The 23987-nt window shown below is 68.8% G+C and carries 24 protein-coding genes; 14 read left to right on the top strand and 10 right to left on the bottom strand.

The features are described from left to right. Nucleotides 1-70 precede the first annotated feature (70 nt). From baeS to ACM0O9_RS14065, 10 genes are all read left to right on the top strand, one after another. Complete coding sequence (gene baeS, locus ACM0O9_RS14110) at nt 71-1462, top strand: sensor histidine kinase efflux regulator BaeS (RefSeq protein ID WP_065185875.1); 1392 nt, start codon at nt 71-73, stop codon at nt 1460-1462. Beyond that, entirely contained in the window at nt 1459-2148 is a 690-nt protein-coding gene (locus ACM0O9_RS14105; RefSeq protein WP_065177883.1) for a response regulator, read from the top strand. The genes baeS and ACM0O9_RS14105 overlap by 4 nt, the downstream gene beginning before the upstream one ends. A 147-nt stretch (nt 2149-2295) precedes the next feature. Next, a complete protein-coding gene (locus tag ACM0O9_RS14100) occupies nt 2296-3117 on the top strand; it encodes a nucleotidyltransferase domain-containing protein (RefSeq protein ID WP_005420149.1) in 822 nt (273 codons plus the stop codon). Nucleotides 3118-3281: 164 nt separating this feature from the next. Next, a complete protein-coding gene (locus ACM0O9_RS14095; RefSeq protein WP_065185876.1) occupies nt 3282-3812 on the top strand; it encodes a gamma carbonic anhydrase family protein in 531 nt (176 codons plus the stop codon). Nucleotides 3813-3935: 123 nt separating this feature from the next. Next, the gene (locus ACM0O9_RS14090; RefSeq protein ID WP_005420157.1) at nt 3936-4625 is read left to right on the top strand and encodes an RDD family protein; all 690 of its coding nucleotides are present in this window, start codon (nt 3936-3938) and stop codon (nt 4623-4625) included. Then, nucleotides 4622-5614: a stage II sporulation protein M gene (locus tag ACM0O9_RS14085; RefSeq protein ID WP_065177881.1), complete on the top strand. Its 993-nt coding sequence runs from the start codon at nt 4622-4624 to the stop codon at nt 5612-5614. Before ACM0O9_RS14090 ends, ACM0O9_RS14085 begins: the two co-directional genes overlap by 4 nt. Continuing rightward, the gene (locus tag ACM0O9_RS14080; protein ID WP_171956210.1) at nt 5604-7220 is read left to right on the top strand and encodes a DUF4129 domain-containing protein; all 1617 of its coding nucleotides are present in this window, start codon (nt 5604-5606) and stop codon (nt 7218-7220) included. The genes ACM0O9_RS14085 and ACM0O9_RS14080 overlap by 11 nt, the downstream gene beginning before the upstream one ends. Then, nucleotides 7217-8401 (top strand): DUF4350 domain-containing protein, encoded by a 1185-nt coding sequence (locus tag ACM0O9_RS14075; RefSeq protein WP_235648992.1) that lies wholly within the window; start codon nt 7217-7219, stop codon nt 8399-8401. Before ACM0O9_RS14080 ends, ACM0O9_RS14075 begins: the two co-directional genes overlap by 4 nt. Next, complete coding sequence (locus ACM0O9_RS14070; RefSeq protein ID WP_005411535.1) at nt 8398-9384, top strand: AAA family ATPase; 987 nt, start codon at nt 8398-8400, stop codon at nt 9382-9384. Before ACM0O9_RS14075 ends, ACM0O9_RS14070 begins: the two co-directional genes overlap by 4 nt. After that, a complete protein-coding gene (locus tag ACM0O9_RS14065) occupies nt 9381-10679 on the top strand; it encodes a DUF58 domain-containing protein (protein WP_005420169.1) in 1299 nt (432 codons plus the stop codon). The genes ACM0O9_RS14070 and ACM0O9_RS14065 overlap by 4 nt, the downstream gene beginning before the upstream one ends. 98 nt (nt 10680-10777) lie before the next feature. On the opposite strand, the gene ACM0O9_RS14060 is transcribed toward ACM0O9_RS14065, so the two are convergent. The 3 genes from ACM0O9_RS14060 to ACM0O9_RS14050 are packed head-to-tail and all read right to left on the bottom strand — an operon-like array spanning nt 10778 to nt 13183. Continuing rightward, nucleotides 10778-11425, bottom strand: a complete 648-nt coding sequence (locus tag ACM0O9_RS14060) for a hypothetical protein (protein ID WP_005420170.1) — start codon at nt 11423-11425, stop codon at nt 10778-10780. Further along, entirely contained in the window at nt 11425-12603 is a 1179-nt protein-coding gene (locus ACM0O9_RS14055; RefSeq protein ID WP_065185879.1) for a glutathionylspermidine synthase family protein, read from the bottom strand. Before ACM0O9_RS14055 ends, ACM0O9_RS14060 begins: the two co-directional genes overlap by 1 nt. A gap of 7 nt (nt 12604-12610) precedes the next feature. After that, the gene (locus tag ACM0O9_RS14050; RefSeq protein WP_005420172.1) at nt 12611-13183 is read right to left on the bottom strand and encodes a DUF1190 domain-containing protein; all 573 of its coding nucleotides are present in this window, start codon (nt 13181-13183) and stop codon (nt 12611-12613) included. Between the two features lie 407 nt (nt 13184-13590). On the opposite strand from ACM0O9_RS14050, the gene ilvD reads away from it, so the two are divergent. Continuing rightward, the gene (ilvD, locus tag ACM0O9_RS14045) at nt 13591-15429 is read left to right on the top strand and encodes a dihydroxy-acid dehydratase (protein WP_065185880.1); all 1839 of its coding nucleotides are present in this window, start codon (nt 13591-13593) and stop codon (nt 15427-15429) included. 139 nt (nt 15430-15568) lie between these two features. Next, a complete protein-coding gene (locus ACM0O9_RS14040; RefSeq protein ID WP_058979311.1) occupies nt 15569-16177 on the top strand; it encodes a hypothetical protein in 609 nt (202 codons plus the stop codon). Between the two features lie 57 nt (nt 16178-16234). On the opposite strand, the gene dinG is transcribed toward ACM0O9_RS14040, so the two are convergent. From dinG to aroE, 3 genes are all read right to left on the bottom strand, one after another. Next, entirely contained in the window at nt 16235-18337 is a 2103-nt protein-coding gene (gene dinG, locus ACM0O9_RS14035; protein WP_235648991.1) for an ATP-dependent DNA helicase DinG, read from the bottom strand. Nucleotides 18338-18492: 155 nt separating this feature from the next. Beyond that, nucleotides 18493-18846, bottom strand: a complete 354-nt coding sequence (locus tag ACM0O9_RS14030) for a hypothetical protein (protein WP_005420176.1) — start codon at nt 18844-18846, stop codon at nt 18493-18495. Between the two features lie 3 nt (nt 18847-18849). After that, on the bottom strand, nt 18850-19695 hold the full coding sequence (gene aroE, locus ACM0O9_RS14025; protein WP_005420177.1) for a shikimate dehydrogenase: 846 nt from the start codon (nt 19693-19695) through the stop codon (nt 18850-18852). 49 nt (nt 19696-19744) lie between these two features. On the opposite strand from aroE, the gene ACM0O9_RS14020 reads away from it, so the two are divergent. After that, nucleotides 19745-20608, top strand: coding sequence for a TolB family protein (locus ACM0O9_RS14020; RefSeq protein ID WP_065185881.1), 864 nt, complete (start codon nt 19745-19747; stop codon nt 20606-20608). 82 nt (nt 20609-20690) lie between these two features. On the opposite strand, the gene ACM0O9_RS14015 is transcribed toward ACM0O9_RS14020, so the two are convergent. The 4 genes from ACM0O9_RS14015 to ACM0O9_RS14000 all read right to left on the bottom strand — a co-directional run bounded on the left by ACM0O9_RS14015 (nt 20691) and on the right by ACM0O9_RS14000 (nt 23291). Further along, entirely contained in the window at nt 20691-20960 is a 270-nt protein-coding gene (locus ACM0O9_RS14015; RefSeq protein WP_005420179.1) for a hypothetical protein, read from the bottom strand. A gap of 32 nt (nt 20961-20992) precedes the next feature. Beyond that, the gene (gene hemB / locus ACM0O9_RS14010; RefSeq protein ID WP_414603648.1) at nt 20993-21982 is read right to left on the bottom strand and encodes a porphobilinogen synthase; all 990 of its coding nucleotides are present in this window, start codon (nt 21980-21982) and stop codon (nt 20993-20995) included. A 19-nt stretch (nt 21983-22001) separates the two neighbouring features. Beyond that, entirely contained in the window at nt 22002-22919 is a 918-nt protein-coding gene (locus ACM0O9_RS14005) for a bestrophin family protein (protein WP_065177874.1), read from the bottom strand. A gap of 123 nt (nt 22920-23042) precedes the next feature. Further along, on the bottom strand, nt 23043-23291 hold the full coding sequence (locus tag ACM0O9_RS14000; protein ID WP_005420185.1) for a hypothetical protein: 249 nt from the start codon (nt 23289-23291) through the stop codon (nt 23043-23045). Nucleotides 23292-23477: 186 nt separating this feature from the next. On the opposite strand from ACM0O9_RS14000, the gene ACM0O9_RS13995 reads away from it, so the two are divergent. Continuing rightward, nucleotides 23478-23942 carry a hypothetical protein gene (locus ACM0O9_RS13995; RefSeq protein WP_235648989.1) on the top strand — a complete coding sequence of 155 codons (465 nt, stop codon included), beginning with the start codon at nt 23478-23480 and terminating at the stop codon, nt 23940-23942. Nucleotides 23943-23987 lie beyond the last annotated feature (45 nt).

The following is a 23987-nucleotide window of genomic DNA, read 5'->3' as shown; positions in this document are numbered from 1 at the left end:
TATGGAGATTGTGCGACCGGCTCAGCGGGCGCTTGCTTTCGGCGCCGCATGCGCCGCTAATGGCCCCGCGATGGCGAAGATTCGACTCAAATTCGGCCTGACCGCGAAGACCTTCCTCGCGATCTTCACCGCCTGCCTGCTGGTGCTGGCAGTGAACGGTATTGCCAGCCGCGTGGCGTTCCAGACCGGCTTCCTGGACTACCTCAATGACCAGGGCGACCTGCGCATGCAGCGCGTGATGCCGCACCTGCAGCGCGAGTACAGTGCGCACGGCGGCTGGGAGCACCTGCGCGGCGACAGTGACCGCTGGGCGCGGCTGCTGCGCCCGGATCTGGCCCATGGGCACGAGGGGCCCGTGCCACCGCTGTCCGACCAGACCGGCGTTCCCTCCCGCCTGGGCCTGTTCGATGCACAGCATCGGTTCGTAGCCGGCAACCCGGACGCCACCAGCGACGACGAGCCGCACGCCGTGCAGGTGGACGGGCACACGGTCGGCTGGCTGGGCATGGTGCCGTTCCAGACCGTCATCGCCACCAACGACCTGAATTTCTACAACACCCAGATGCGTGCGTGGTGGGTGATCGGCATCGCGCTGCTGCTGGTGACGGTGCTGCTGGCCTGGCTGGTATCGCGCGCGCTGCGCCAGCGCCTTGCCAAACTGGCGGCGGCCACCCACCGGCTCGCCGCTGGCGACTACGCCACCCGCATCGAGCGCACCAGCGATGACGAGCTGGATGCACTGGTCAACGACTTCAACCGGATGGCGCAGGCGCTGGACGACACCGAGCGCAACCGCCGTGCCTTCATCGCCGATATCTCGCACGAACTGCGCACGCCGCTGGCGGTGGTTCGTGCCGAACTGGAAGCCATCGAGGACGGCATCCGCCCGCTGGACCGCGCCAACCTCGGTGCCCTGCAGGGCGAGATCCGCCAACTGGGCAAGTTGATCGACGACCTGCACGACCTGTCGATGACCCAGTCCGGCGGCCTGGCCTACCGCTTCGCACCGCTGGACCTGGCGGCGCTGCTGAGCAGCGAGCTCAATGGCATGCGCGTGCGCTTCTCCACGGCGGGGCTGGCACTGGAGGAGAACCTGCCCGCCACACCGCTGCAGGTATCCGGTGACGAACGACGCCTGCAGCAGGTGCTGGCCAATCTGCTGGAAAACGCATTGCGCTACACCCACGCCGGGGGCCGCGTACGCGTGCAGGCAGCGCGCGTGCCTGCCGGCGTGCAGCTGATCGTGGAAGACACCGCGCCAGGCGTGCCGGCCGACAAATGCGCGCTGCTGTTCGAGCGCTTCTACCGGGTGGAGAGTTCGCGCAACCGGGCCAGCGGCGGCAGCGGGCTGGGCCTGGCCATCAGCCACAACATCATCCTCGCCCACCACGGCCTCATCCACGCCGAGCCATCGCCGCTGGGCGGGCTGCGCGTGGTCATTACCCTGCCGGAGCCTGCATGAGCCCGTCCCCCGCCGCGTCCGCGAAGATCCTGATCGTCGAGGATGAGCCACGCCTGGCCTCGGTGCTGCGCGACTACCTGGCCGCCGCCGGGATGACCAGCGAATGGGTGGACGATGGCGGCCAGGTGATCGACGCATTCGCGCGCTACCAGCCCGACCTGGTGCTGCTGGACCTGATGCTGCCGCAGCGCGATGGCGTGGACCTGTGCCGCGAACTGCGCGCCAGCAGCGATGTACCGGTGATCATGGTCACCGCACGGGTGGAAGAGATCGACCGCCTGCTGGGCCTGGACATCGGTGCCGACGACTACATCTGCAAGCCGTTCAGTCCGCGCGAAGTGGTCGCACGGGTGATGGCGGTGCTGCGCCGCTACCGCCCGGACCCCGTTGCGCGGGCCAACAGCGGGCTGCATATCGACGAACCGGCAGCCCGCGCTACCTGGAACGGCAAGGGCCTGGACCTGACCCCGGTCGAATACCGCCTGCTGCGCACGCTGCTGGCCACGCCGGGCCGGATCTGGGCGCGCGACGAGCTGCTCGACCGCCTCTATCTGGACCACCGCGTGGTGGTCGACCGCACCGTCGACAGCCACGTGCGCAACCTGCGCCGCAAGCTGGCTGACGCCGGCATGGAAGGCGAACCGATCCGTTCGGTGTATGGCATGGGCTACAGCTACGAGCCGTGATCGCGTTCGCCGGGCTTGGCCCGGCGCTACCCCGTCATGCCTCGTCGACGAACGTCACCCTCTGGTAGCGCCGGGCCATGCCCGGCGAGCGCAGCGATGCAGACCTGCGCTACAGTCGAGAACGCTCGACATTAAGAACACAACTGCATGGACGACATCCACCCGATCGCGCCGGACAAGCGCGCCGCCATTCTTTCCAGCCTCGCCGACATCGAACAGCGCCACAATGTGCGTGTGCTGCTGGCCTGCGAATCCGGCAGCCGTGGCTGGGGCTTCTCTTCGCCGGACAGCGACTACGATGCACGCTTCATCTACGTGCATCGCCAGCCGTGGTATCTCAGCGTCAACGAGAGCACCGGCCCGGGCGATGCGCAGCGCGATGTGATCGAGCTGCCGATCGACGATGAGCTCGATGTCAGCGGCTGGGACCTGCGCAAGGCACTGCGGCTGGTCTCAAAATCCAATCCGACACTGATCGAATGGCTGCGTTCGCCGATCGTGTACCGGCAGGATGACGCTGCGGTGGCACTGCTGTGGGAAGCGGCCCAACGCTTCTACTCACCCTTGGGCAGCTGGTGGCACTACATGAGCATGGCCAGGACCACACACAGCCGCCACCTGGGTGAGCCCACCATCAGCACCAAGAAGTACCTGTATGTGCTGCGCGCCCTGCTTGCCTGCCAGTGGATCGAGAGCGAGCCCACGCCGCCGCCGATGGCCTTCGAGGATCTGCTGGACCGGTTGCTGCCGGACGGCCCGGTGCGCCACGCCATCGACGCATTGCTGGTGGTCAAGCGCGCCAGCGCCGAGGTCAGCGCTCGTCCGCGCATCGCGCTCATCAGCGAGTACATTGACCATGCGATGGCCGTTCGCGCGGCGCAGGCCCCGCAGCTGCCGGCCGGACAGGGCGACAGCGCCTGGCTGGACGTGCTGTTCCGGCGGATGCTGGCCGAGCACGCGCCGTCCTGAGCGGTTGCACCCGTTTCTGGTAGCTGCCGACCTTGGTCGGCACCGAGATCACCATCCACGCATGGCGTGGATCTACTGTGTATCCGCGCGGCCCCAGGGCGGTACCTTCCCCAGCGGACGCACGCGTATCATCGTCGCGAACGCCCTGATTTCCGGAGACACCGATGAACCCGCTGCGCCCCTTCCGCGACAAGATGCCCATCCTCGGCGAGCGCGTGTACATCGACCCGGCCTGCACCGTCATCGGTGACGTGGAGCTGGCCGAGGACGTATCAGTGTGGCCGGGCACGGTCATCCGCGGCGACGTCAACTACGTGCGCATCGGGGCGCGCACCAATGTGCAGGACGGCACGATCATCCACGTCAGCCACCACAGCCCCTACAACAAGGCCGGCTACCCGACCCTGATCGGCGAAGGCGTGACCGTCGGCCACGGCTGCATCATCCATGCCTGCACGATCGGCGACTACAGCCTGATCGGCATGGGCGCCTGCATCCTCGACGGTGCGTGCGTCGAGCGCCATGGCTTCGTCGGCGCCGGTGCGGTGGTCGGCCCGGGCAAGGTGGTTGGCGAAGGCGAGCTGTGGGTGGGCAATCCGGCCCGCCCGGCGCGCACGCTGAGCGACAAGGAGATCGAGTCGCTGCACTACTCGGCCGACCACTACGTGCGGCTGAAGGACGAATACCTGGGCTGAGCAGCCAACGCCGCCATGCGGCTCTGCTAAAGTCTGGGCCCGACCAGGACCTGTCGAGACCCCCATGCCTGTGGCTGCCTGCCGGAGAGGACTCCGGCGCCCACAACGAAGGCCATCGCACTGATGGCCGCACCGATGCTCGATACCTACCGCGAGGTGGTGACGCCGGAGGGTGTGCCGCTGCAGCTGCCGGCAGCCGGCCCGGTGCCACGGGCGATGGCGTGGCTGGTGGATCTGGGCGTGCGCATCGCGGTACTGGTGGTGATGTCGATTCCACTGGCACTGCTGGATTCGTTCGGCTCCGGGCTCGGCCTGGTGCTGATGTTCCTGGTGTACTGGGCCTACCCGATCGTCTGCGAAGCGCTGTGGGGCCGTACCCTCGGCAAGCGCGCGCTGGGCCTGCGCGTGCTTGCGCGCGATGGCGCGCCGGTAGGCTGGATGCCTGCCATCACCCGCAACCTGCTGCGCACCGTGGACATGCTGCCGTTCGGCTATGCACTGGGCCTGATCAGCAGCCTGTTCGATCCCCATGGCCGTCGCCTGGGCGATCTGGTGGCCGGCACCGTGGTGGTGCATGCGCCCGTGCTGTACCTGCCGCCTCCGCCCACCATCGACAGCGTGCTGGCCCCGCCGCAGCCGCTGCGACCGGAAGAGCAGGCCGCGCTGATGGCCTTCGCCGAGCGCGCGCCACGGCTGTCGGCGGCCCGCCAGCAGGAACTGGCCGGCATCGCCGAACCGCTGACCGGCACCCACGGCCAGGTCGGCGTACTGCGCTTGTATGCCATGGCCAACTGGCTGTTGGGGCGGCGATGAAGCAGGAGCAGTTCGTCGCCCGCTACCAGCAGGAATGGCAGGACCTGGAACACTGGCTGCTGCTGCGTGCTGGTGCTGCGCGCCGCACGCGGCGCAAGGCCAGCGCGCTGGCAGTGGACGACGCCGCCTTCCCGCAGCGCTACCGGCGCCTGTGCCAGCAGCTGGCACTGGCCCGCGAGCGCGGCTACAGCCCGCAGCTGGTGCAGCGCCTGCAGCAGTTGATGCAGCAGGGCCACAGCGTGCTGTACCGCACGCCGCCGACGCGCTGGCGCGGTGCACTTGAATTCCTGGTGGCCGACTTCCCGCTGCTGGTGCGCAGCCAGGCGCGCAGCATGTGGGTGGCACTGGCGATGTTCGCGCTGCCGGCGGTGGCCTGCTTCGTGCTGGCGCAGCTCTACCCGGACCTGATCCACATGGTGATGGACAACCGCCAGATCGCCGAGATGGAGCGCATGTACGATCCAGCGGCCGAGCGCCTCGGGCGTGACAGCGGCACGGACTGGATGATGTTCGGCCACTACATCCTGAACAACATCAGCATCGCCCTGCGTACCTTCGCCAGTGGTCTGCTGGCCGGCCTGGGCACGCTGCTGGTGCTGCTGTTCAACGGCGTGATCATCGGTTCGGTGGCCGGCCACCTGCAGCACATCGGCCATGGCGATCCATTCTGGCGCTTCGTCGCGGGCCATGGTGCGTTCGAGCTGACCGCGATAGTGATCGCCGGCGGTGCCGGCCTGCAGCTGGGCATGAAACTGCTGGCCCCCGGCCGGCGCAGCCGCCTGGATGCCCTGGTCGAAGGCGGCCGCATCGGGGCCCGGCTGTGCCTGGGCGTGGCGTTCATGCTGCTGGTGGCCGCGTTCATCGAAGCGTTCTGGTCGTCGATTGCCGAAGTGCCGGCGTGGGGCAAGTTCAGCGTGGCCGGCGTGCTGTGGGCCGGCGTGCTGCTGTGGCTGTGGCGCGGCGGGCGCGGAGGCGGCAATGCGCATTGACCGCCTGGACGTGGCGCTGCGCGCGCGCAGTGGCTGGGAAGCAATGGAGCTGGGCAGCGCCCTGTCGCGCCGCCACGCGCGTGCGGTATGGGGCAGCTGGCTGCTGGCCAGTGCACCGCTGTTCGTGATCTTCAACGCGCTGGGCTGGTGGCTGGATGCGTTCGGCTGGGCCTGGCTGGCGATGTGGTGGTGCAAGCCACTGTTCGAGCGAGCGCCGCTGTACGTCCTGTCGCGCGGCATCTTCGGTGAGCCGGTGGGCGCGCTGGCAGCGCTGCGCGCGCAGCGCAGCTGGGGCAATGCAGGCTTCTGGGGCTACCTGGGCTGGCGCCGCTTCAGCGTGCTGCGCAGCCTGTGCCTGCCGGTGAACCTGCTGGAAGGCAACGCGCCGGCCCAGCGCGGTGCACGCCGCCGCGCCGTGGCGGCCGGTGCTGCGGGCGCCGCCGTCGTGCTGACCGTGGCCTGCATGGCCTTTGAAGGGGTGCTGGTGTCCGGTGCGATCGGCGCGGTGTTCATGTTCATGCCACTGGAGCTGATGTCCGAATCATGGCGTGCCGCATGGGACATGATCGGCCAGGACACGCCTGCCTGGGCGCAACTGGGCTTCAACCTGGCGTGCTGGCTGGCATCGGTGCTGATCGGACCGTTCTATGTCGGCGCCGGCTTCGGCCTGTACTTGAACCGGCGTACGCAGATGGAAGCGTGGGACGTGGAGATCGCGCTGCGCCGCCTGCGCGAGCGGCTGCTGCCGGCAGCATCGACGCTGACGCTGCTGCTGTGCCTTGCCCTGCCGCTGGCCTTCGCGCCAGTGCATGCGCAGGACGCGCAGACGGTCGCTGGGCAGGCCGGCGATGCCGAAGGGGACGAGGACAGCGCGGAAGAACCCGCCACTGCGGCCAACGACCCGGCCAATACGCCGGCGATGATCTTCGGTGCGGCGCCGGTGGACACCGCCGGTTTCCGCCAGGCGGTGAACCGCGCCTATGAAGATCCGCTGCAGCGCCCGACCCGCCAGGTCACGCGCTGGAAGCCGATCGAACAGGCCGAGGAAAAAAAGAAGGAAGACAAGGCGCTGCAGAGCGACGGCAGCAGCAAGGGCGAGCGCAGCAACCGCAAGGCCGGCATTGCCTGGCTGGCGCGCCTGGCCGAGTGGGGCCTGTGGGCCCTGCTGGGCGTCCTGCTGCTGGTGCTGCTGCTGACCGCACGGCTGTGGCTGCCGTGGCTGCGCGGCAGTGGCCGGCGCAAGGCCGACGCTGTACCGCAGGTGGTGGAGGAACAGGTGGAGCTGCCGGTCGTGCTGCCGCCGGACGTGGCCACCCAGGCCGGCCTGCTGTGGGACCAGGGCCGGCCGCGTCAGGCGCTGGCCCTGCTGTACCGCGCCAGCGTGCGCACGGTGGGCGAGCGCAGCGGCATCGCGCTTCCGCCCGGTGCCACCGAAGCGCAATGCCTTCGCGCCTCGCGGCGCATGCCCGATGCCACCGACCGTGACCTGTTCGCGCGCATCGTGCGCATGTGGCAGTACGCCGCCTACGGTGGCCGCCTGCCCAGCCGCGCCGATTTCGATGCACTGGCCGACACTCTGCGCCAGCAGTACCGGTGGCTGGCATGAGCCCGCGCCTGTTCTGGTCGCTGTTGCTGGGCGGGCTGGTGCTGCTCGGCGTACCGCTGACGATCCTCTACCTGCGCACGCATGAGCGGGTGACCGAGACCGTGCAGCTGCCGCCGCAGGGCGAAGCTGGCTACAACCCGCTGTACGTGCTTGGACAGGCCCTGCGTGCCGATGGCATCGACGTGCACTCGCGGCCGCGGCTGGACCTGCAGCAGATGGCGCTGGGTCCGCGCGACACGGTGGTGCTGCTGCAGGACAGCAGCGAACTGCCGGCACCGGCGGCCAGGGCCCTGCTGGCCTGGGTCGATGGTGGTGGCCATCTGCTGGTGCGCACGCCGCCACCCGCAGAGGACGACGCCAGCAGTACGCAGGGACCGCTGCTGGACCAGCTGGGCGTGGACAGCCTGTACCAGCAGAGCGACTGCCAGCCGTTCCACGTCATCGACGATCCCAGCCATGTGGAGTTCTGCGGTGGTCGTCGCTTCACGCTGGGCTTTGCCGCCCGTACACGCGCCGAACGGCGTTGGGGCAACGAGCGCAACCTGGTGTTCGCGCGACTGCGCCACGGGCAGGGCAAGGTGAGCGTGCTGGCCGACATGGCGTTCATGCGCGGCGAGGTGGATTCGCCGGCAGCACGCCTGGCGTCGGCTGCGGGCAAGGCCAGCGACGGCCTGCACGATCTCTCGCACCGCGACCTGACCCGCTATCTGCTCGATCCGAACTACGGCAAGGGCACTTTCTGGCTGGTCTACGCCAGCCGCCCGCCATCGCTGTGGGCGCGCCTGTTCTACCAGGGCTGGCCGGTGTGGGCGCCGCTGCTGCTGGCCCTGCTGGGCTGGCTGTGGGGCCGTTCGCAACGCTTCGGCAGCCGCCTGCCGTCGCCGGTGCTGGAACGCCGCTCGCTGCTGGAACACGTGCGTGCCAGCGGCGAGCTGCTGCTGCGCTTCGGCCAAGGCGCGCGCCTGTATGACGCCGTGCTCGCCCTGTTCCTGCATCGCCTGCGCCTGCGCGCACCGGTGGCCGCCGCACTGGACGGCGCGCCGCGCGAACAGGCCATCGCCGAACTGCTGTCCTGGCCGCAAGGCCGCGTTGCCAGCGCGCTCACGCCCCCTCCGCCGCACGATTCCTCCGCCCTGCGCGAGCGCATCCGCTTGCTGCTCCAGATGAGATCCCTGCTATGACCGAAGTACCCGAGCTGCCGGCGGCCGCCAACGCCCGCCTGATCGAACGCGTCGATGCCATCCGCGATGCCGTCGGCCACGCCTTCATTGGCCAGGCCGATGTACTGGACCAGATCCTGGTGGCGCTGCTGGCCGGTGGCCACGTGCTGATCGAGGGCGTGCCCGGGCTGGGCAAGACCCTGCTGGTGCGCGCACTGGCACAGGCCCTGGAACTGGATTACGGCCGCGTGCAGTTCACCCCCGACCTGATGCCCAGCGACGTCAGTGGCCATGCGGTGTACGACCCGAAGAGCGAGAGCTTCAAGATCCGCCGTGGCCCGGTGTTCACCAACCTGCTGTTGGCCGACGAGATCAACCGTGCGCCGGCCAAGACCCAGTCGGCACTGCTGGAAGTGATGCAGGAAGGCCAGGTGACCATCGAAGGCAAGGCGTTCACCCTGGCGCCGCCGTTCATGGCGCTGGCCACGCAGAACCCGCTGGAGCAGGAAGGCACCTACCCGCTGCCGGAGGCACAGCTGGACCGCTTCCTGCTGAAGGTGCTGATCGACTACCCGCAGCTGGAGGACGAGAAGCGCATGGTGACCGCGATCACCAGTGGCCGCGCCGCCAGCGATTTCGACCTGAGCCAGGTGCCACGCGTACTCGGTGCCGGCGAACTGCTGGAACTGCAGCGTGCGACCGCGGCGATCACCGTCGATGACGAAGTGATCGACTACGCGGTGCGGATTGTGGCGGCCACGAGGCAGTGGCCAGGCATCGCGGTCGGCGCCGGCCCACGCGGCAGCATCGCGCTGGTGCGTGCCTCGCGTGCGCAGGCGGTGCTGGCCGGCCGCGACTTCGTCACGCCGGACGACGTGCGCGACATTGCTCGCCCGGCACTGCGCCACCGCATTGCACTGGCCCCGGAGCTGCAGATCGAAGGCCAGGACGCCGACGACGTGCTGGGCGCACTGCTGGCTAAGGTGGAAGCACCGCGCCGATGAGGCCTGCCCCGCTGCTGCTGGCGCTGCTGCTGGCCTGGGCCGCCCTGGGCGGCCTGGTGCTGGGCGGGTTGCTGCCGCGCTGGAGCTGGGCGCTGGCCGCCGTGGCCATCGCGCTGCCTGCGCTGTTCGACCTGTGGCGCCAGTCGCAGCGCCCGTCGCCGCAGGTACAGCGCGAACTGCCCGAAGCGCTGGCGCTGGGCGTGCGCCGCGAGGCGGCGCTGCGGCTGCAGGCCGAGCAATCGATGACGGTGCAGGTGTTCGACCTGGTCCCCGGCGGCTGGCCACTGGAATCGCTGCCACAGCGCGTGCGCCTGCGGGCCAGTAGCGCCTCCACGCTGCACTACCACCTGCAGCCGCTGCAGCGTGGGCACTTCCGCTTCGAAGGCGTGCACCTGCGCATGCGCTCGCCTTGGCGCCTGTGGTGGCAGCAACGCACGCTGCCGCCCGCACTGGACGTGCGGGTCTATCCGAATTTCGTGCCGCTCACGCGCTTTGCGTTGTTCAGTGCCGACCAGGCCTCGCGGCTGGTCGGTGCACACGTGAAGCGCCGTCGTGGTGAAGGCACCGACTTCCACCAGATGCGCGAGTACCGCGTCGGCGACAGCCTGCGCCAGCTGGACTGGAAGGCCACCGCGCGTGCGCGCAAGCTGATCTCGCGCGAGTACCAGGACGAGAAGAACCAGCAGTTGCTGCTGATGCTCGACAGTGGCCGGCGCATGCTGGCCAGCGAAGGCGGTCTCTCGCACTTCGACCATGCCTTGAATGCCTCGCTGGTGGTGGCCTACCTGGCGCTGCGCCAGGGCGATGCCGCCGGCCTGTTCGCTGCCGGTGGCGAACGCCGCTGGGTCGCGCCGCAGCGCGGCATGGGCACGGTCGAGCACCTGCTGCGCGCCAGCTACGACCTGCAGCCACGCGCGGTGGCCACCGATTACCTGGCCGCTGCCACCGAGGTGTCGCTGCGCCAGCGCCGGCGAGCACTGGTGATGCTGGTCAGCAACGTGCGCGATGAAGACATCGAAGACCTGCTGGCGGCGGTGCGCCTGCTGCAACGGCGCCACCTGGTGTGCGTGGCCAGCCTGCGCGAGCGCGAGCTGGACGGCGTACTGGAGGGGGACGTGCAGACGCTGGAGGACGCCACCCAGGCCGGTGCCGCGGCGCTGTACCTGCAGCAGCGCGCGAAGGCGCACGAAGCGCTGCGCAGCGAGAAGGTGATGGTGCTGGACGTCACCGCCGACGCCCTGCCGGGCGCGCTGGTGGAGCGCTACCTGGCGGTGAAGCGCGAAGGGTTGCTGTAGCCCTGCGATTGACCGGCGCCGAGCATGGGCTCGGCTCTACAGACGGCCTGATTCCTGTAGCGCCGAGCCCATGCTCGGCTGTCGGCCAGCGGCCGGCACTACCCTTGCAGCAAGCGACGCTGCAACCGCTCCACCGCACGCTGCAGCAGCGCCCGGTTGCGGGCCAGCTTCATCCACTGCGGCAGGCGCGAGAACATGGATCGATGATGGCCGCGGCCCTCGCGCAGCGTCGCGCCCGCGTATTCGTGCAGTGCCTGCAGATGTTCGGCGTTGTAGGCCCACAGCAGGCCCGCGCGGGTCGATTCGACCAGGCGCAGCGGCAGACCGAAATGCGGATCGGCAGGCTCGGCGTCACGCAGGGGACGCGTCAACACCGTGACCTCGGTGCTGCGACCGCACTGTGCGCATCGGGCGGGGAAGGATGCAGGCGCGGGGATGCCGGCGGGAATCGGCCGACACACATGCAGCCACTGATGCCCGCAGAATCCACAGGGCTGGCGGCCCAGAATGCGGACCGCACCCACCCAGTCGCCGCTGTCCAATGCAGCGCTGCAAGCTGTGCAGCGGAAACGCGCGGTCCATCGATAGGGTTCCCAGCGGGCGATCACCCAACCGGGGGCATCGCAGCGGTGGCAACGCACCGCGACGCGGTCCGCGAAGGCCTGCAGGCTGCGCCCGTCATCGAAATGCCGGCCCGGCGCGGGCGTGGCACGCCCATGCCGGCCAGGCCAACGCCGCACCGTCATCAGACGTAGATCCGCGTCGGCGCCTCGTCGACGATCGCGTGCGGCACGAACCGCGCACTGTCGCGGGTGATCGCGCTGTCGTCCTCGCGGATGCCGATGCCACAGGCGTGGTCACCCACCACCCAGCTGCCGATCAGCGGGTAGCCGCCTTCGAAGCGGGTCAGCGGATGGGCGCGCTGGATGATCGCCGGGCCGTCATAGGGACCGTCGCTGCGCTGGGTGCTGCCGTCGGCCAGGTGCATCTCGATGTTGGCACCTTCGCGCGAGAACAGCGGCTTGCGCACCCAGCCCGGGGCCAGCGTGCTGCCCTCATCGAAGTGCGCCTCCAGCAGGTTCGGATGGCCTACGTTGCGCTGCCACAGCAACGGCAGGATGCCCTTGTTGCTCAGCACTGCCTTCCACGCCGGTTCCAGCAACTGCACGCCCGAACCGGGCAGCGCGCGGCCGAACTCTTCGGCCATCAGGTCTTCCAGCGGGTACAGCTTGAACAGCGTGCCGATCACCGAATCATCCAGCGCGGTGAAGCGGCCGTCCTCGGACAGGCCGATGTCCTCGATCGCGATGGCCTGGCCATGCAGGCCGGCCTGCGACGCGCAGTCGCGCAGGTAATCGACAGTGCCACGGTCTTCTTCCGAGCTTCCCACCGCGCTGAAGTACAACGGCGGCGGCAGCTGCGTGGCCAGTTCGCCGAAGCGCTCGACCAGCGCCTCATGGATCGCATTGAACTGGTCGGCATGCTGCGGCAGGCGGCCGGCGTTGCGCTGGTCTTCCAGCCACTGCCACTGGAAGAAGCTGGCCTCGAACAGCGAGGTCGGCGTGTCGTAGTTCAGCTCGTACAGCTTGGCCGGGCCGGTGCCGTCGTAGGCCAGGTCCAGGCGGCCGTAAAGGTGCGGCTGGCGCTGGCGCCAGCTGTCGGCGATCCAGTCGCGGTAATGCGACGGAATCGCCAGCTGGTCCATCAACCGCTCGCTGCCGATGACATCACCGACCAGGTCCAGCGCCATCTGGTGCAGCTCGGCACTGGGGTCTTCGATGTCCTGTTCGATCTGGCGCAGGGTGAACGCGTAGTACGCGCTTTCATCCCAGTAGGGCTGGCCATCGATGGTATGGAAACGGAAACCCGCTTCCTCCGCGCGTGCCCGCCACTGGGCACGCTCGGCAATCCGGATGCGCTGCATGGGTCGATCAGCCGCCGTAGCTGCCGCTGGTGCTGCGGCGTGCGCTGGTGTTGCCGAAGCCACCACGGCTGGCAGTGACCGCACGGTTCGGTTCGCTGGTGACCGGTGCCAGACCGGCCTTGCCGGCGCCGATGCCGCTGGCGGTGTTCAGGCCACCGGTGCCGCCCGGTGCCGGGCGCGCCCAGCCAGCGTTCTTGTCCTGGTATGCCGGTGCCGACGCCGGCGCCTGCGGGGCGAGGCCGCCGCGGTTGCTCAGCATCTGCGACATGAAGAAGCCCATCATCATCGGGCCGATGAACGAGGTGCCGGCCGAGGTGTGCTGCTGCACGCACTGCTCCGGCTTGTAATCCTTCTCGCAGGCTTCCTTGCTGGCGTACTTCGGCGCCGCATCGGCGGCCTGCTTCTGCGCTTCGGCAAAGGCATTGCGGCACGACGACGGATCACCGGTGGCCTCGGTGCAGGCCTCGACCGAGGTGTACAGGCCTTCCTGCACCTTCACCTCCGGCTCCTTCTGGCAGGCGGTGAACAGCAGCGGCGCAGCGCTCATCAGCAGCAGCGCGGTGGTGCGGGAACGTTTCATGGCCTCATGCCCTGTATACGGATCAATGCCCAATGATGCCAAATCCTCACCAACAACCGGAATCGGCAAAGCGGGAAAGATGAACGGCCTTTCATTTTCGTCGGCATTGGGGTCAGAGCCCATCGCGCTGCGATGGGATCCGACCCCGGGCGGCACACCGCACTGGTAGGTGCCAACCTTGGTTGGCACACGCCCCGCGGCGCCGCGCTATGCCCGGCGCGCGCAGCCAAGTCTCCGGCGAGAAGCCCCCTTGTTGTTCAAGGGGGCGCGCCGCAGGCGCGGGGATAAGGGGAAATGCGCGGACCACCAAGCCGCTGCAAGCGGTGAAGGTGGTTGCAGCAGCAACCGAAAAAATTGGCCATGATCGGCTGACCCCCACGTCGTACGGCCCGCCCGTTCCGCCAGCCATGCCCGAATACCGTTCCCGCACCTCCACCGCCGGCCGCAACATGGCCGGCGCCCGCGCCCTGTGGCGTGCCACCGGCATGAAGGACGGCGACTTCCACAAGCCGATCATTGCCATCGCCAACTCCTTCACCCAGTTCGTGCCCGGCCACGTGCACCTGAAGGACCTCGGCCAGCTGGTCGCGCGCGAAATCGAACAGGTCGGTGGCGTCGCCAAGGAATTCAACACCATCGCCGTGGACGACGGCATCGCGATGGGCCACGACGGGATGCTGTATTCGCTGCCCAGCCGCGAGATCATCGCCGACGCCGTGGAGTACATGGTCAACGCGCACTGCGCCGACGCGCTGGTGTGCATCAGCAACTGCGACAAGATCACCCCCGGCATGCTGATGGCTGCGCTGCGCCTGGACATCCCGGTGGTGTTCGTCTCCGGCGGGCCGATGGAAGCGGGGAAGACAAAGCTGTCCGAGCACAAGCTGGACCTGGTCGACGCGATGGTGGTGGCCGCCGATGACAGCGCCTCCGACGAGAAGGTCGCGGCCTTTGAACGCAGCGCCTGCCCCACCTGCGGCTCCTGCTCGGGCATGTTCACCGCCAACTCGATGAACTGCCTGACCGAAGCGCTGGGCCTGTCGCTGCCCGGCAACGGCACTACGCTGGCCACCCATGCCGACCGCGAGGCGCTGTTCCGCCGCGCCGGCCGCCTGATCGTCGAGCTCTGCCATCGCTGGTACGGCGGCGAAGACCCGAGCGCGCTGCCGCGCGGGATCGCCACCCAGGCCGCGTTCGCCAACGCGATGACCCTGGACATCGCCATGGGCGGCTCCACCAACACCATCCTGCATCTGCTGGCCGCAGCGCAGGAAGCGGAGGTCGACTTCGACCTGACCCACATCGACGCGCTGTCGCGACGCGTCCCGCAGCTGTGCAAGGTGGCGCCGAACACACCGAAGTACCACATCGAGGACGTGCACCGCGCCGGCGGCGTGTTCGGCATCCTCGGTGAACTGGATCGCGCCGGCCTGCTCGATACCACAGTGCCGACCGTGCACAGCGCCAGCCTGGCCGAAGCGCTGGAACGCTGGGACGTGGCGCGCAGCGACAACGACACCCTGCATACCTTCTTCAAGGCCGGCCCGGCCGGCATCCCCACCCAGGAGGCCTTCAGCCAGGCCACGCGCTGGCCCGCGCTGGACCTGGACCGCGCCGAGGGCTGCATCCGCTCGCTGCAGCATGCGTATTCGCTGGAAGGTGGCCTGGCTGTGCTGCGCGGCAATCTGGCCGTCGATGGCTGCGTGGTGAAAACCGCCGGCGTGGACGAATCGATCCATGTGTTCGAAGGCCCCGCACGCGTCTACGAAAGCCAGGACGCCGCCGTCGCCGGCATCCTCGCCGACGAGGTGCAGCCGGGCGAGGTGGTGGTGATCCGCTACGAAGGGCCGAAGGGCGGCCCGGGCATGCAGGAGATGCTGTACCCGACCAGCTACCTGAAGTCGAAGGGACTGGGCAAGCAGTGCGCGCTGCTCACCGATGGCCGCTTCTCCGGTGGCACCTCGGGGTTGTCGATCGGCCACGTTTCGCCGGAAGCGGCCAGTGGCGGCGCGATCGGGCTTGTGGAAGACGGTGACCGCATCCGCATCGACATCCCGGCCCGCCGCATCGACCTGTTGCTGGATGAGGCCACGCTGGTCCAGCGCCGCAGCGAGGCCGATGCACGCGGCTGGAAACCGCGTGCGCCGCGCCCGCGCAAGGTCACCAGCGCGTTGAAGGCCTACGCTCTGCTCGCCACCAGCGCCGACAAGGGCGCCGTACGCAACACCGCCCTGCTCGGCGATTGATCCCTGCGCGGTAGTGCCGGCCGCTGGCCGGCATCTGCACGCCGCGTCCCACATCATTGAGGTTGCCGGCCAGCGGCCGGCACTACCCGTCGTGATCCGTTATGGTGGCCAGGAGGTCATCAACACGGAGGTTGAGAGGATGTTGCTTTTCTTTGCACTGGCCGCTGCCATGGGCACGTCAGCAGAACCACCCAAAGCACCCGACTGCAGCTACGACCGTGCAGCGATGCTGGCGATGGAACCGGATGCGTTCGATCAGGACCTGGAAGGTGGCTGGCGCACGCTGGCCGACCGTGGCTGCCACCGTGAAGCCGCTGATCTGCTCGCCGCCTATGCTGTGCTGCCCAAGGCTGCGGGCAACACCATGATTCTGTGGCATGAAAGCCAGATGCGTGCGGAGGCGGGCCAGTACCCGGAGGCGGTGGCGCTGATGCAGCGCACCTACAAGCCCACCGCCACCGACCCCGGTTACTGGAACGCCTACGTGGACGGCACGATCGCCTTCCTGCAGCGTGATCGTGCGGCGCTGGAGAAAGCGCGAGCAAGGTTGATTGCGATTCCTGCGCCGGAGCAGATTGCCAAGGCGCTGAAGGATGGGCGTTATCATTTCACGACCGCCGGCGGGCAGAAGGTGGATGTGCCGTGGCCGCCCAACCTGGACGTGCTCGATGGCTTCCTGCGCTGCTTTGATCGCGATTACCACAATGCGATGGGCAACCAGGCCTGCCGGAATCCGGAGGGCGATTGAGCGACAGAGGGCGTGGTCGGGTCAGAGCCCTTCCTTCGGAAGGGATCCGACCCCGTCTCAGCCGATCACGCGCTTGAACGGCGGCAGCGCGTCGATGATGCGCTTGCCGTAGCGGCGGGTCAGCAGCCGCGAATCGAGGATGATCACGCGGCCGGTGTCGGTGGAGGTGCGGATCAGGCGGCCGGCGAACTGGGTCAACGTGCGCAGCGCGTGCGGAATGGCGATCAGGTTGAACGCATTGAGCCCGCGGCCTTCGAACCATTCGCTGAGGGTGGCGGTCTGCGGATCGGTCGGCACCGCGAACGGCACCTGGGTGATCACCACCGTGGTGCAGGCTTCGCCGGGCAGGTCGAGGCCTTCGCCGAACGAGTTCAGGCCGAACAGTACCGAGCCTTCGCCGGCAGCGACGCGGCGCAGGTGCTCTTCGATCAGCCGGGTCTTGGACATCTCGCCCTGTACCAGCACCTGCTTGCGCCGCGCGGCCGGCATCAGCCCGGCCACCTTTTCCATCTTCCAGCGCGAGGTGAACAGCACCATCGAGCCCTTGGCCCAATCCAACTCGGTGTCGAGGTAGCGCGCCACTTCGCGGGGATGGCCTTCGCGGTCGTCGGGGGTGACCGGGAACCTGGGCACGATCAGCTCGGCCTGGTTGGGCAGGTCGAACGGCGACGACAGCGAGACCATCTCGGCCTCTTCCGGAATGCCGTTGTCGATCGCCAGCGACTGGAAATCGCCACCGCCGGTCAGCGTCGCCGAGGTCATCACCACCGAGTCCACCTCATCCCACAGCAGCTTGCGCAGCACGTGCGCGGCCGATACCGGCGAGCCGTGCAGCACCAGGTCGCCGTCGCGGGTGGCGGTGACCCAGCGCGCCATCGGCGGCGCGCCGTCCTTGTCCTCGCGGCGCCAGGCCTGCCACAGGTTGTACTGTTGCTCGATCATTTCCAGCGCCATGCCCAGGTTGCGCTGCAGGCGCTCGCGCGCGGCGTCGTCCGGCTTGCCCTTGGCCACCTGCGCGGTAGCGGCATGCGCCCAGTTGTAGAGGCTGCGGGTCTCGTCGGCCAGTGCCTCGATCGGCTCGCGCCAGGCCTCCGGCAAACGGCCGTTGGCCGCGCGCCACATCGGCTCCTCATCCGCTGGCGCCGGCATCCACACCCGCTCGATGTGATCGCGGAACGCGCGCAGCTGCTTGGCGACGTTGCTGGCGACCTCGATCGCTTCGGTCGGCAGCAGGTTGCCGAGGCGGTCCTTGTCAACCGCGCGGTAGGCACCGGCAATCAGGATCTGCAGGCGCCCGGTGCGCTTGGCCATTTCATCCAGCGCCAGGCTGGCCGCGCCCTGGTCGATCGCCACGTTGCCGATGTGATGGCCTTCGTCCAGCACCAGCAGCATGTCCGACGGCGGCGCGATCAACGGCTGGCCGTTGTCGCTGTCGCCGATCGACAGCGCCGACAGCAGCAGCGCGTGGTTGGTGACCACGATCTGCGCATCGCGCACGGTGTTGCGTGAACGCAGCACCGCGCACTGCGCCGAATACGCACAACGGCGCCCGGCGCAGCCCGAGGCCGGCGTGGTGATGCGGCTGCGCAGGCCGGGACTGATGGTCTCCGGCGCATTGTCGATATCGCCGTCCCAGCTGCCGCCGGTGAAGGCATCGGTCAGGCGCTTGGCGATGTCCATCTCGATCGGCGCCAGCGGCCGGTCGAACAGTGGTGCATCATCCTCGAACATGCCGCCCTGCGAGCCCTCGCCCTGTGCTTCGGCGGCGTTACGCGTGCACAGGTAGCGGGTACGGCCCTTGGCCAGCGCCACGGTTGCTTCCAGGCCGGTGGCCTTGAGGAAATTCGGGATATCGCGCTCGACCAGCTGCGACTGCAGCGCCACGGTGCCGGTGCTGATCACCAGCTTCTTCTTGCTGGCCAGCGCAATCGGTACGCCCGCAGTGAGGTAACCCAGGCTCTTGCCGACGCCGGTCGGCGCCTCGACCACGCCAACGCCGCCGCTCTTCGACAGCGCGCGTGACACCACGCCGATCATCTGGCTCTGCGAGCGGCGGGTGGAGAAGCCGGGAGTATTGGCCTGCAGCGTCGTGTACGCCTTGCGGATCGCGTCCTTCAAGGGGTCATCGAGCGTGCGCGGAGCGGCGACGGTTTCGGTCACGCCGGGAATTACCGTGGCTGGATCGGGCCGGTCATTGTCGCATGGCCGGCCATGTCCGCCGCCGCTGGCTACCTGAACGGGGCAGCGGCGACGCCCGGCGGCTGGATGAACACGCCGGACGCTGCTGGCGACGGCCCTGGGCCGTCACCGCGGTGTCACTGCACCGCGTTGCCGCGCAGCCGCAGCAGGCGCACCAGCGCCCACACCAGCAGCACCACGCCGATGGCCTCGACCATTGCCAGCGCGAAATGCAGCACGCCGAGGATGGCGCTCAGGCTCGACACGGCACTGAAATCACCACTGCGGACCATCCACATCGGCAGGATGCCCGCCGCCATCCCACCGAGGCTGGTCAACAGCAACAGCAGCAGGCCGACCAGGGCGCCGGTGCGGGTCGCATCGCGCGGCGCACCGACCACCCAGACCAGGCCGACGCACAGCGCGATCAGCACCGGCAGGCGCACACCGACCATGCTCAGCACGGTCACCATCAAGGTCGTGCCGTCCATCGATCAGTCCTCGCCGGCCAACACAGCCGGGCCCTGGCGCAGCGCCTGGTAGACCTCGTCGGTCTGCGGGCGTACGCCGTGCCACTGCAGGAAGCTCTCGGCGGCCTGTTCGACCAGCATGCCCAGGCCATCCACGGTGTTGCGGCAGTTCGCCGCGCGTGCCCATGCCAGGAAGGCGATCGCCGCCTCGCCGTAGTTCAGGTCGACGGCGGTGGTCATCGAGTTGACCAGCGACAGCGGCAGCTTGAACTCGACATCGCGGTCGCGGCCCGCCGAGGTGGCGTTGACGATCAGTTCAAAGTCGCCCAGGTCGCGCAGGTCCTCCCAGTAGCGGCTGATCGCGCGGCCCGGTTCGCCCATGGCATCGATCAGCTCGTCGGCACGTTCCGGCGTGCGGTTGACCACCACCAGTTCGGTGATGCCGGCATCGAGCAGCGCCGGGGCGACGCTGCGCGCCGAGCCACCGGCACCGATCATCAGCACGCGACGGCCGCGCAGGTCCAGGCCGTGGCGGTCGGTCAGGTCGCGCACCAGGCCGATGCCATCGGTGGTGTCGCCGTGCCAACGGTCGCCCTTGCGCAGCAGCGTGTTGACCGATCCGGCGCGGCGCGCCCTTGCGGTCAGCGTGGTGCACACCGAGAACGCGGTTTCCTTGTGCGGCAGGGTGACGTTCGCACCGACACCGCCCTCGGCAGCGAAGGCCTCCAGGCCGGCCAGGAACGCCTCCGGGGCCAGGTCGATCGCGCGATAGTCGATGGCGATGCCTTCCTGGCGACCGAACGACGCATGGATCTGCGGCGACTTCGAATGGGCGACGGGGTGTCCGAAGACGGCGTAACGGTCGGTCATGGAATCCTCAAGCTGGCTAGACTGATGCTCTGTTCGTGCATGGAACCGGATGATGCGCATCACCCCGCCCCTGCTGGTGCTTGCCGCCAGTCTACTCTCTGCCCCCGTGGCGATGGCGTTGAACGAGTACGGCATCGAAGGCATGGGCGTGGTCTCGACCCGCGCAGACGAGGGTCGCGCCACGATCAGCGCCGATGGCCAGCGCATCGTTTTCGCCCGCCGCGACGAAGCCGGCTGGGGCCTCTGGGAGGCACGCGTGGTCGACGGTCGTTGGCAGCAGGCACAGGCACTGCCGGTCGGCGTGGCCGGTGAAGCCCGTGATCCCTACTTCAGCCGTGATGGCCGCTGGCTGCTGTTCGCGGCCGGCCGCGAGGGCGCGCTGGCGCTGTACCGCGCTGCGCTGGCCACCGATGGCCGGCTGGGCCCAGCGCAGCCGCTGGGCGGTGACGGCGGGCGCCGGGAAGAGCGCGGACCGGCCCTGAGCGCGGATGGCAAGCAGCTGTTGTTTGCCCGCCAGCAGGGCCATGGCGCCGGCTGGGACCTGTTCGTAGCGACGCTGGATGCGCAGGGCCTGCGTGGCCCGGCCACCGCACTGAGCGCGCTGAACAGCGCCGACGACGAGACCGACGGCGACTGGCTGGGCCATGACGGCGCCGTGGTGTTCAGCCGCGGCCACGGCAGTACCGCGCAGGTCTGGAGCAGCGGCTGTGCGTGGAGCGGTGTGGCGCTGCAGCCGCTGGGACTATCGTTCAACCAGGCCGGCGGCTGGACCGGCACGCCGGTGATCGACAACGCCAGGCCCGGCGAGATGATGGTGGCCAGCAGCGCGGCAAAGGCGCCGCGCGCCGGTGGCGTGGACGTGTACCGGTTGGCGGTGCCGAAGGTGGCGGCGGTGGCCGGGTGCGTGCGGTAGATCCACGCCGCGCGTGGATGGCGCCCGCGAAGGGGTCAGAGCCCTTTCCTGCGGAAAGGGATCCGACCCCGGGCATTGCCCGTCAGCGCGACAGCACCTTGGCGCGCAACTGCTCGTACTCCATCTCGCTCAGCTGGCCGTTGTCCTTGCGCTGGTTCAACGCAGCCAGCTCGGCCTGCACGCTGTCCGGAAGGGCCTGCTCACGGGCCACGTGGCGGGCGGCGGAGAGCTGCTCCGGTGGGCGCTTGCCCGCGCGCCATGCGGCGATGAAGACACCGACGATGATGGCACCGAACACCAGGACACCGGTACCCCAGATCAGCCATTGCATCCATCCCAGTTCGGGTCCCATCGCGCAGTCCTCCGTCTATCGTGGCGCTATTGTCAGCGCTCGCGCAGCCATCGCGCCACCTGCGGCGCGAAATAGGTCAGCACGCCATCGGCACCGGCCCGCTTGAAGCCCAGCAGCGACTCCAGCACGCAGGCGCGCTCGTCCAGCCAGCCGTTGGCGAAGGCGGCCTTCATCATCGCGTACTCGCCACTGACCTGGTAGGCGAAGGTCGGCACGCCGAACGTCTCCTTCACCCGGCGCACCAGGTCCAGGTACGGCATGCCCGGCTTGACCATCACCATGTCGGCGCCCTCTTCCAGGTCCAGCGCGATCTCGCGCAGGGCCTCGTCGCCGTTGGCCGGGTCCATCTGGTAGGTCTTCTTGTCGGCCTTGCCGAGGCTGGCCGCGCTGCCCACCGCATCACGGAACGGGCCGTAGAACGCCGAGGCGTACTTGGCCGAGTAGGCCATGATGCGCACGTTGATGTGGTTGTCGGCATCCAGCGCACGGCGGATCGCGCCGATGCGGCCGTCCATCATGTCCGACGGCGAGACGATGTCCACACCGGCCTCGGCGTGCGACACCGACTGCTTGACCAGCGCTTCGACCGTGATGTCGTTCAGCACATAGCCCTTGTCGTCGATGATGCCGTCCTGGCCGTGGGTGGTGTACGGGTCCAGCGCCACGTCGGTCATCACGCCCAGTTCCGGGAAGCGCGACTTCAGCGCGCGGATCGCACGCTGCGCCAGGCCGTCCTCGGCCCACGCCGCCGACGCGTCCAGCGACTTCAGCGACGGGTGGATCACCGGGAACAGGTCGATCACCGGAATGCCAAGTTCCAGCGCTTCTTCGGCCACCTTCAGCAGCTCTTCGATCGACAGCCGCTCCACGCCCGGCATCGACGGCACTGCGGTGCGGCCCGCCAGTTCGTGCACGAACACCGGGTAGATCAGGTCGTCGGTGGTCAGCGTGTTCTCGCGCATCAGGCGGCGCGAAAACTCGTCGTGGCGCATGCGGCGCGGGCGGTAAAGCGGATGGGACATGGCAGGCTCCGAGGAGTGGCTATTGCAACAGGTAACCCTGCGGCAGCAGGGGTTCGGGCAAGGGGCGTTCGCCGAGCGCGTCGAGCTGGTCGATCTCGATCGTGCGCACCAGCGCGTCCAGCGGCAGGTCGTTCGGCTCCAGGCCGAACGGGTCTTCCATTTCTTCGCCCAGCTGGTCCAGGCCGAAGAAGGCATAGGCCAGCACCGCCGACAGCACCGGCGTGCCCCAGCCCAGCGAACTGGCCAGGCCGAACGGCAGCAGCACGCAGAACATCCATGCGCAGCGATGCAGCAGCAGGGTGTAGGCGAACGGCAGCGGCGTGGTGAGGATGCGCTCGCAGCCGGCCTGGATCGACGACATCGCGTGCAGGCGCTCCTCCAGCTGGGTGTAGAGAATCGGATCGAGCTCGCCGGCGCGCAGCGCCTGGGCCAGCTCGGCAGCGATCATCGACAGCAATGCATCCGGCACGTTCTCGCGCTGGCCCAGCTGCTCGCGTTGCGGCTTGTCCAGCCATGGCAAGGCGGCCAGGGCCACGATGCGTCCACGCAGGCGCGCGGCCAGCGCATGGGCGAACGCGGTGGTGAGGTACGCGATGCGGCGGCGGCGGCCGCTGTCATCGGCCAGCAGCAGGTGCACCTGGCGGGCCAGCGAACGTGATTCGTAGACCAGCTGGCCCCACAGCTTGCGGCCTTCCCACCAGCGGTCATAGCAGGCGCTGTTGCGGAAGCTGAGGAAGATCGACAGGACCAGGCCGAGCAGGGTGAACGGCGTGACCGACACGCGTTCGATGCCGGTCGGCGGGGCCAGTTCCACCACGGCCGCCACGGCAATGGACAGGATCAGGATGGCCAGCACCTTCGGCGCGATCGCTTTGACGATCGAGCCGCGCAGGATGTACAGCAGTTGCCAGCCGTGGGGACGGGGTCGGATGATCATCGGGCAGCCGCGCCAGGCGCGGAATCACAGGCACGCGGGGGGCTCGCGCAGCCGCTCATTGTACGCCCCTGCCCGGCCAGCAGCCGTGTACCTGCGACGCCCGGTCGCACCGGGTGCCGGGATTCAGATCACGCCGCCGCCCAGGCCCAGGCGCAGGATGCCGACCACCACCACGATGCCGTTCAGCACCAGCCCGGCCCAGGCCCGACCGCGCTTGGTCGGGTGGGTAAACAGGATGCCCAGCGCGGCGATCACCGCGCCGACGGCGGCGAACGGGATCAGGAACCAGTTGCCCCAGCCAAGCAGCGGAATCAGCGCCAGGATCATCCACAACAGCGCCAGTACGCCCCACAACAGACTGATCACGCCCATTCCGCTCTCCCGCAGTTGGTTCCTGTCTGTCCACCATAGTCGTTCACGCGGTCGCCGCCTACTGCCGTTGGCGGGGCTGTCACCCGACGCGTGCTAGCGTGCTGCCGTGGGTGCCCGGGCCCGGGTGTTGGCGCCGATTCAGAGTGGCCCACCGAAGATCGCAACCAGTCCTACAGGGGTCGTGCCATGAACATCCGTTGGGCCGCGCTGGCGGCCATCCTGCTGGTCGCCGCCGGTTGTGCCAGCACCTCCAAGGTCATGCTGGGGCGCGCCCGCGCGCCGATCGATCCGGCACTGGTGCAGATCTATTCCACGCCACCGGCCGGCTCGCAGGAAATCGCGCAGCTGGAATCGGCATCTGCCGTGGGCTTCGGCACGCAGGGCCAGACCGATGCCGCGGTGGCACGCCTGAAGCGTGAAGCGGCGTCACTGGGCGCCAATGGCGTGGTGCTGATGGGCGTGGGCAGCAGCGGCTCACCGGTGGGCATGTCGGTGGGCGCCGGCACCTTCGGCTCGCATGTGGGGGGTGGCGTCGGCATCGGTATTCCGACCACGCAGAAGCGCGCCGCCGGCGTGGCGATCTGGGTACCCAATCCGGAACCGCCGGCACGGTTGCCGACCCAGGTGATCACGCCGCAACCGCAGCGGTGACGCAGTAGATCCACGCCATGCGTGGATGGACATTGACGCACGGGG

Source organism: Stenotrophomonas sp. FR012 (genome assembly GCF_047520565.2).
GTDB classification, from domain to species: domain Bacteria; phylum Pseudomonadota; class Gammaproteobacteria; order Xanthomonadales; family Xanthomonadaceae; genus Stenotrophomonas; species Stenotrophomonas sepilia.
This window is presented reverse-complemented; position numbering and strand designations above follow the sequence as displayed.

What these genes read in the sequence shown, in the direction of transcription:
- baeS (WP_065185875.1), top strand. Translation starts at nt 71, where the DNA reads ATGGCGAAGATTCGACTCAAATTCGGCCTGACCGCGAAGACCTTCCTC.
- ACM0O9_RS14105 (WP_065177883.1), top strand. Translation starts at nt 1,459, where the DNA reads ATGAGCCCGTCCCCCGCCGCGTCCGCGAAGATCCTGATCGTCGAGGAT.
- ACM0O9_RS14100 (WP_005420149.1), top strand. Translation starts at nt 2,296, where the DNA reads ATGGACGACATCCACCCGATCGCGCCGGACAAGCGCGCCGCCATTCTT.
- ACM0O9_RS14095 (WP_065185876.1), top strand. Translation starts at nt 3,282, where the DNA reads ATGAACCCGCTGCGCCCCTTCCGCGACAAGATGCCCATCCTCGGCGAG.
- ACM0O9_RS14090 (WP_005420157.1), top strand. Translation starts at nt 3,936, where the DNA reads ATGGCCGCACCGATGCTCGATACCTACCGCGAGGTGGTGACGCCGGAG.
- ACM0O9_RS14085 (WP_065177881.1), top strand. Translation starts at nt 4,622, where the DNA reads ATGAAGCAGGAGCAGTTCGTCGCCCGCTACCAGCAGGAATGGCAGGAC.
- ACM0O9_RS14080 (WP_171956210.1), top strand. Translation starts at nt 5,604, where the DNA reads ATGCGCATTGACCGCCTGGACGTGGCGCTGCGCGCGCGCAGTGGCTGG.
- ACM0O9_RS14075 (WP_235648992.1), top strand. Translation starts at nt 7,217, where the DNA reads ATGAGCCCGCGCCTGTTCTGGTCGCTGTTGCTGGGCGGGCTGGTGCTG.
- ACM0O9_RS14070 (WP_005411535.1), top strand. Translation starts at nt 8,398, where the DNA reads ATGACCGAAGTACCCGAGCTGCCGGCGGCCGCCAACGCCCGCCTGATC.
- ACM0O9_RS14065 (WP_005420169.1), top strand. Translation starts at nt 9,381, where the DNA reads ATGAGGCCTGCCCCGCTGCTGCTGGCGCTGCTGCTGGCCTGGGCCGCC.
- ACM0O9_RS14060 (WP_005420170.1), bottom strand. Translation starts at nt 11,425, where the DNA reads ATGACGGTGCGGCGTTGGCCTGGCCGGCATGGGCGTGCCACGCCCGCG.
- ACM0O9_RS14055 (WP_065185879.1), bottom strand. Translation starts at nt 12,603, where the DNA reads ATGCAGCGCATCCGGATTGCCGAGCGTGCCCAGTGGCGGGCACGCGCG.
- ACM0O9_RS14050 (WP_005420172.1), bottom strand. Translation starts at nt 13,183, where the DNA reads ATGAAACGTTCCCGCACCACCGCGCTGCTGCTGATGAGCGCTGCGCCG.
- ilvD (WP_065185880.1), top strand. Translation starts at nt 13,591, where the DNA reads ATGCCCGAATACCGTTCCCGCACCTCCACCGCCGGCCGCAACATGGCC.
- ACM0O9_RS14040 (WP_058979311.1), top strand. Translation starts at nt 15,569, where the DNA reads ATGTTGCTTTTCTTTGCACTGGCCGCTGCCATGGGCACGTCAGCAGAA.
- ACM0O9_RS14030 (WP_005420176.1), bottom strand. Translation starts at nt 18,846, where the DNA reads ATGGACGGCACGACCTTGATGGTGACCGTGCTGAGCATGGTCGGTGTG.
- aroE (WP_005420177.1), bottom strand. Translation starts at nt 19,695, where the DNA reads ATGACCGACCGTTACGCCGTCTTCGGACACCCCGTCGCCCATTCGAAG.
- ACM0O9_RS14020 (WP_065185881.1), top strand. Translation starts at nt 19,745, where the DNA reads ATGATGCGCATCACCCCGCCCCTGCTGGTGCTTGCCGCCAGTCTACTC.
- ACM0O9_RS14015 (WP_005420179.1), bottom strand. Translation starts at nt 20,960, where the DNA reads ATGGGACCCGAACTGGGATGGATGCAATGGCTGATCTGGGGTACCGGT.
- hemB (WP_414603648.1), bottom strand. Translation starts at nt 21,982, where the DNA reads ATGTCCCATCCGCTTTACCGCCCGCGCCGCATGCGCCACGACGAGTTT.
- ACM0O9_RS14005 (WP_065177874.1), bottom strand. Translation starts at nt 22,919, where the DNA reads ATGATCATCCGACCCCGTCCCCACGGCTGGCAACTGCTGTACATCCTG.
- ACM0O9_RS14000 (WP_005420185.1), bottom strand. Translation starts at nt 23,291, where the DNA reads ATGGGCGTGATCAGTCTGTTGTGGGGCGTACTGGCGCTGTTGTGGATG.
- ACM0O9_RS13995 (WP_235648989.1), top strand. Translation starts at nt 23,478, where the DNA reads ATGAACATCCGTTGGGCCGCGCTGGCGGCCATCCTGCTGGTCGCCGCC.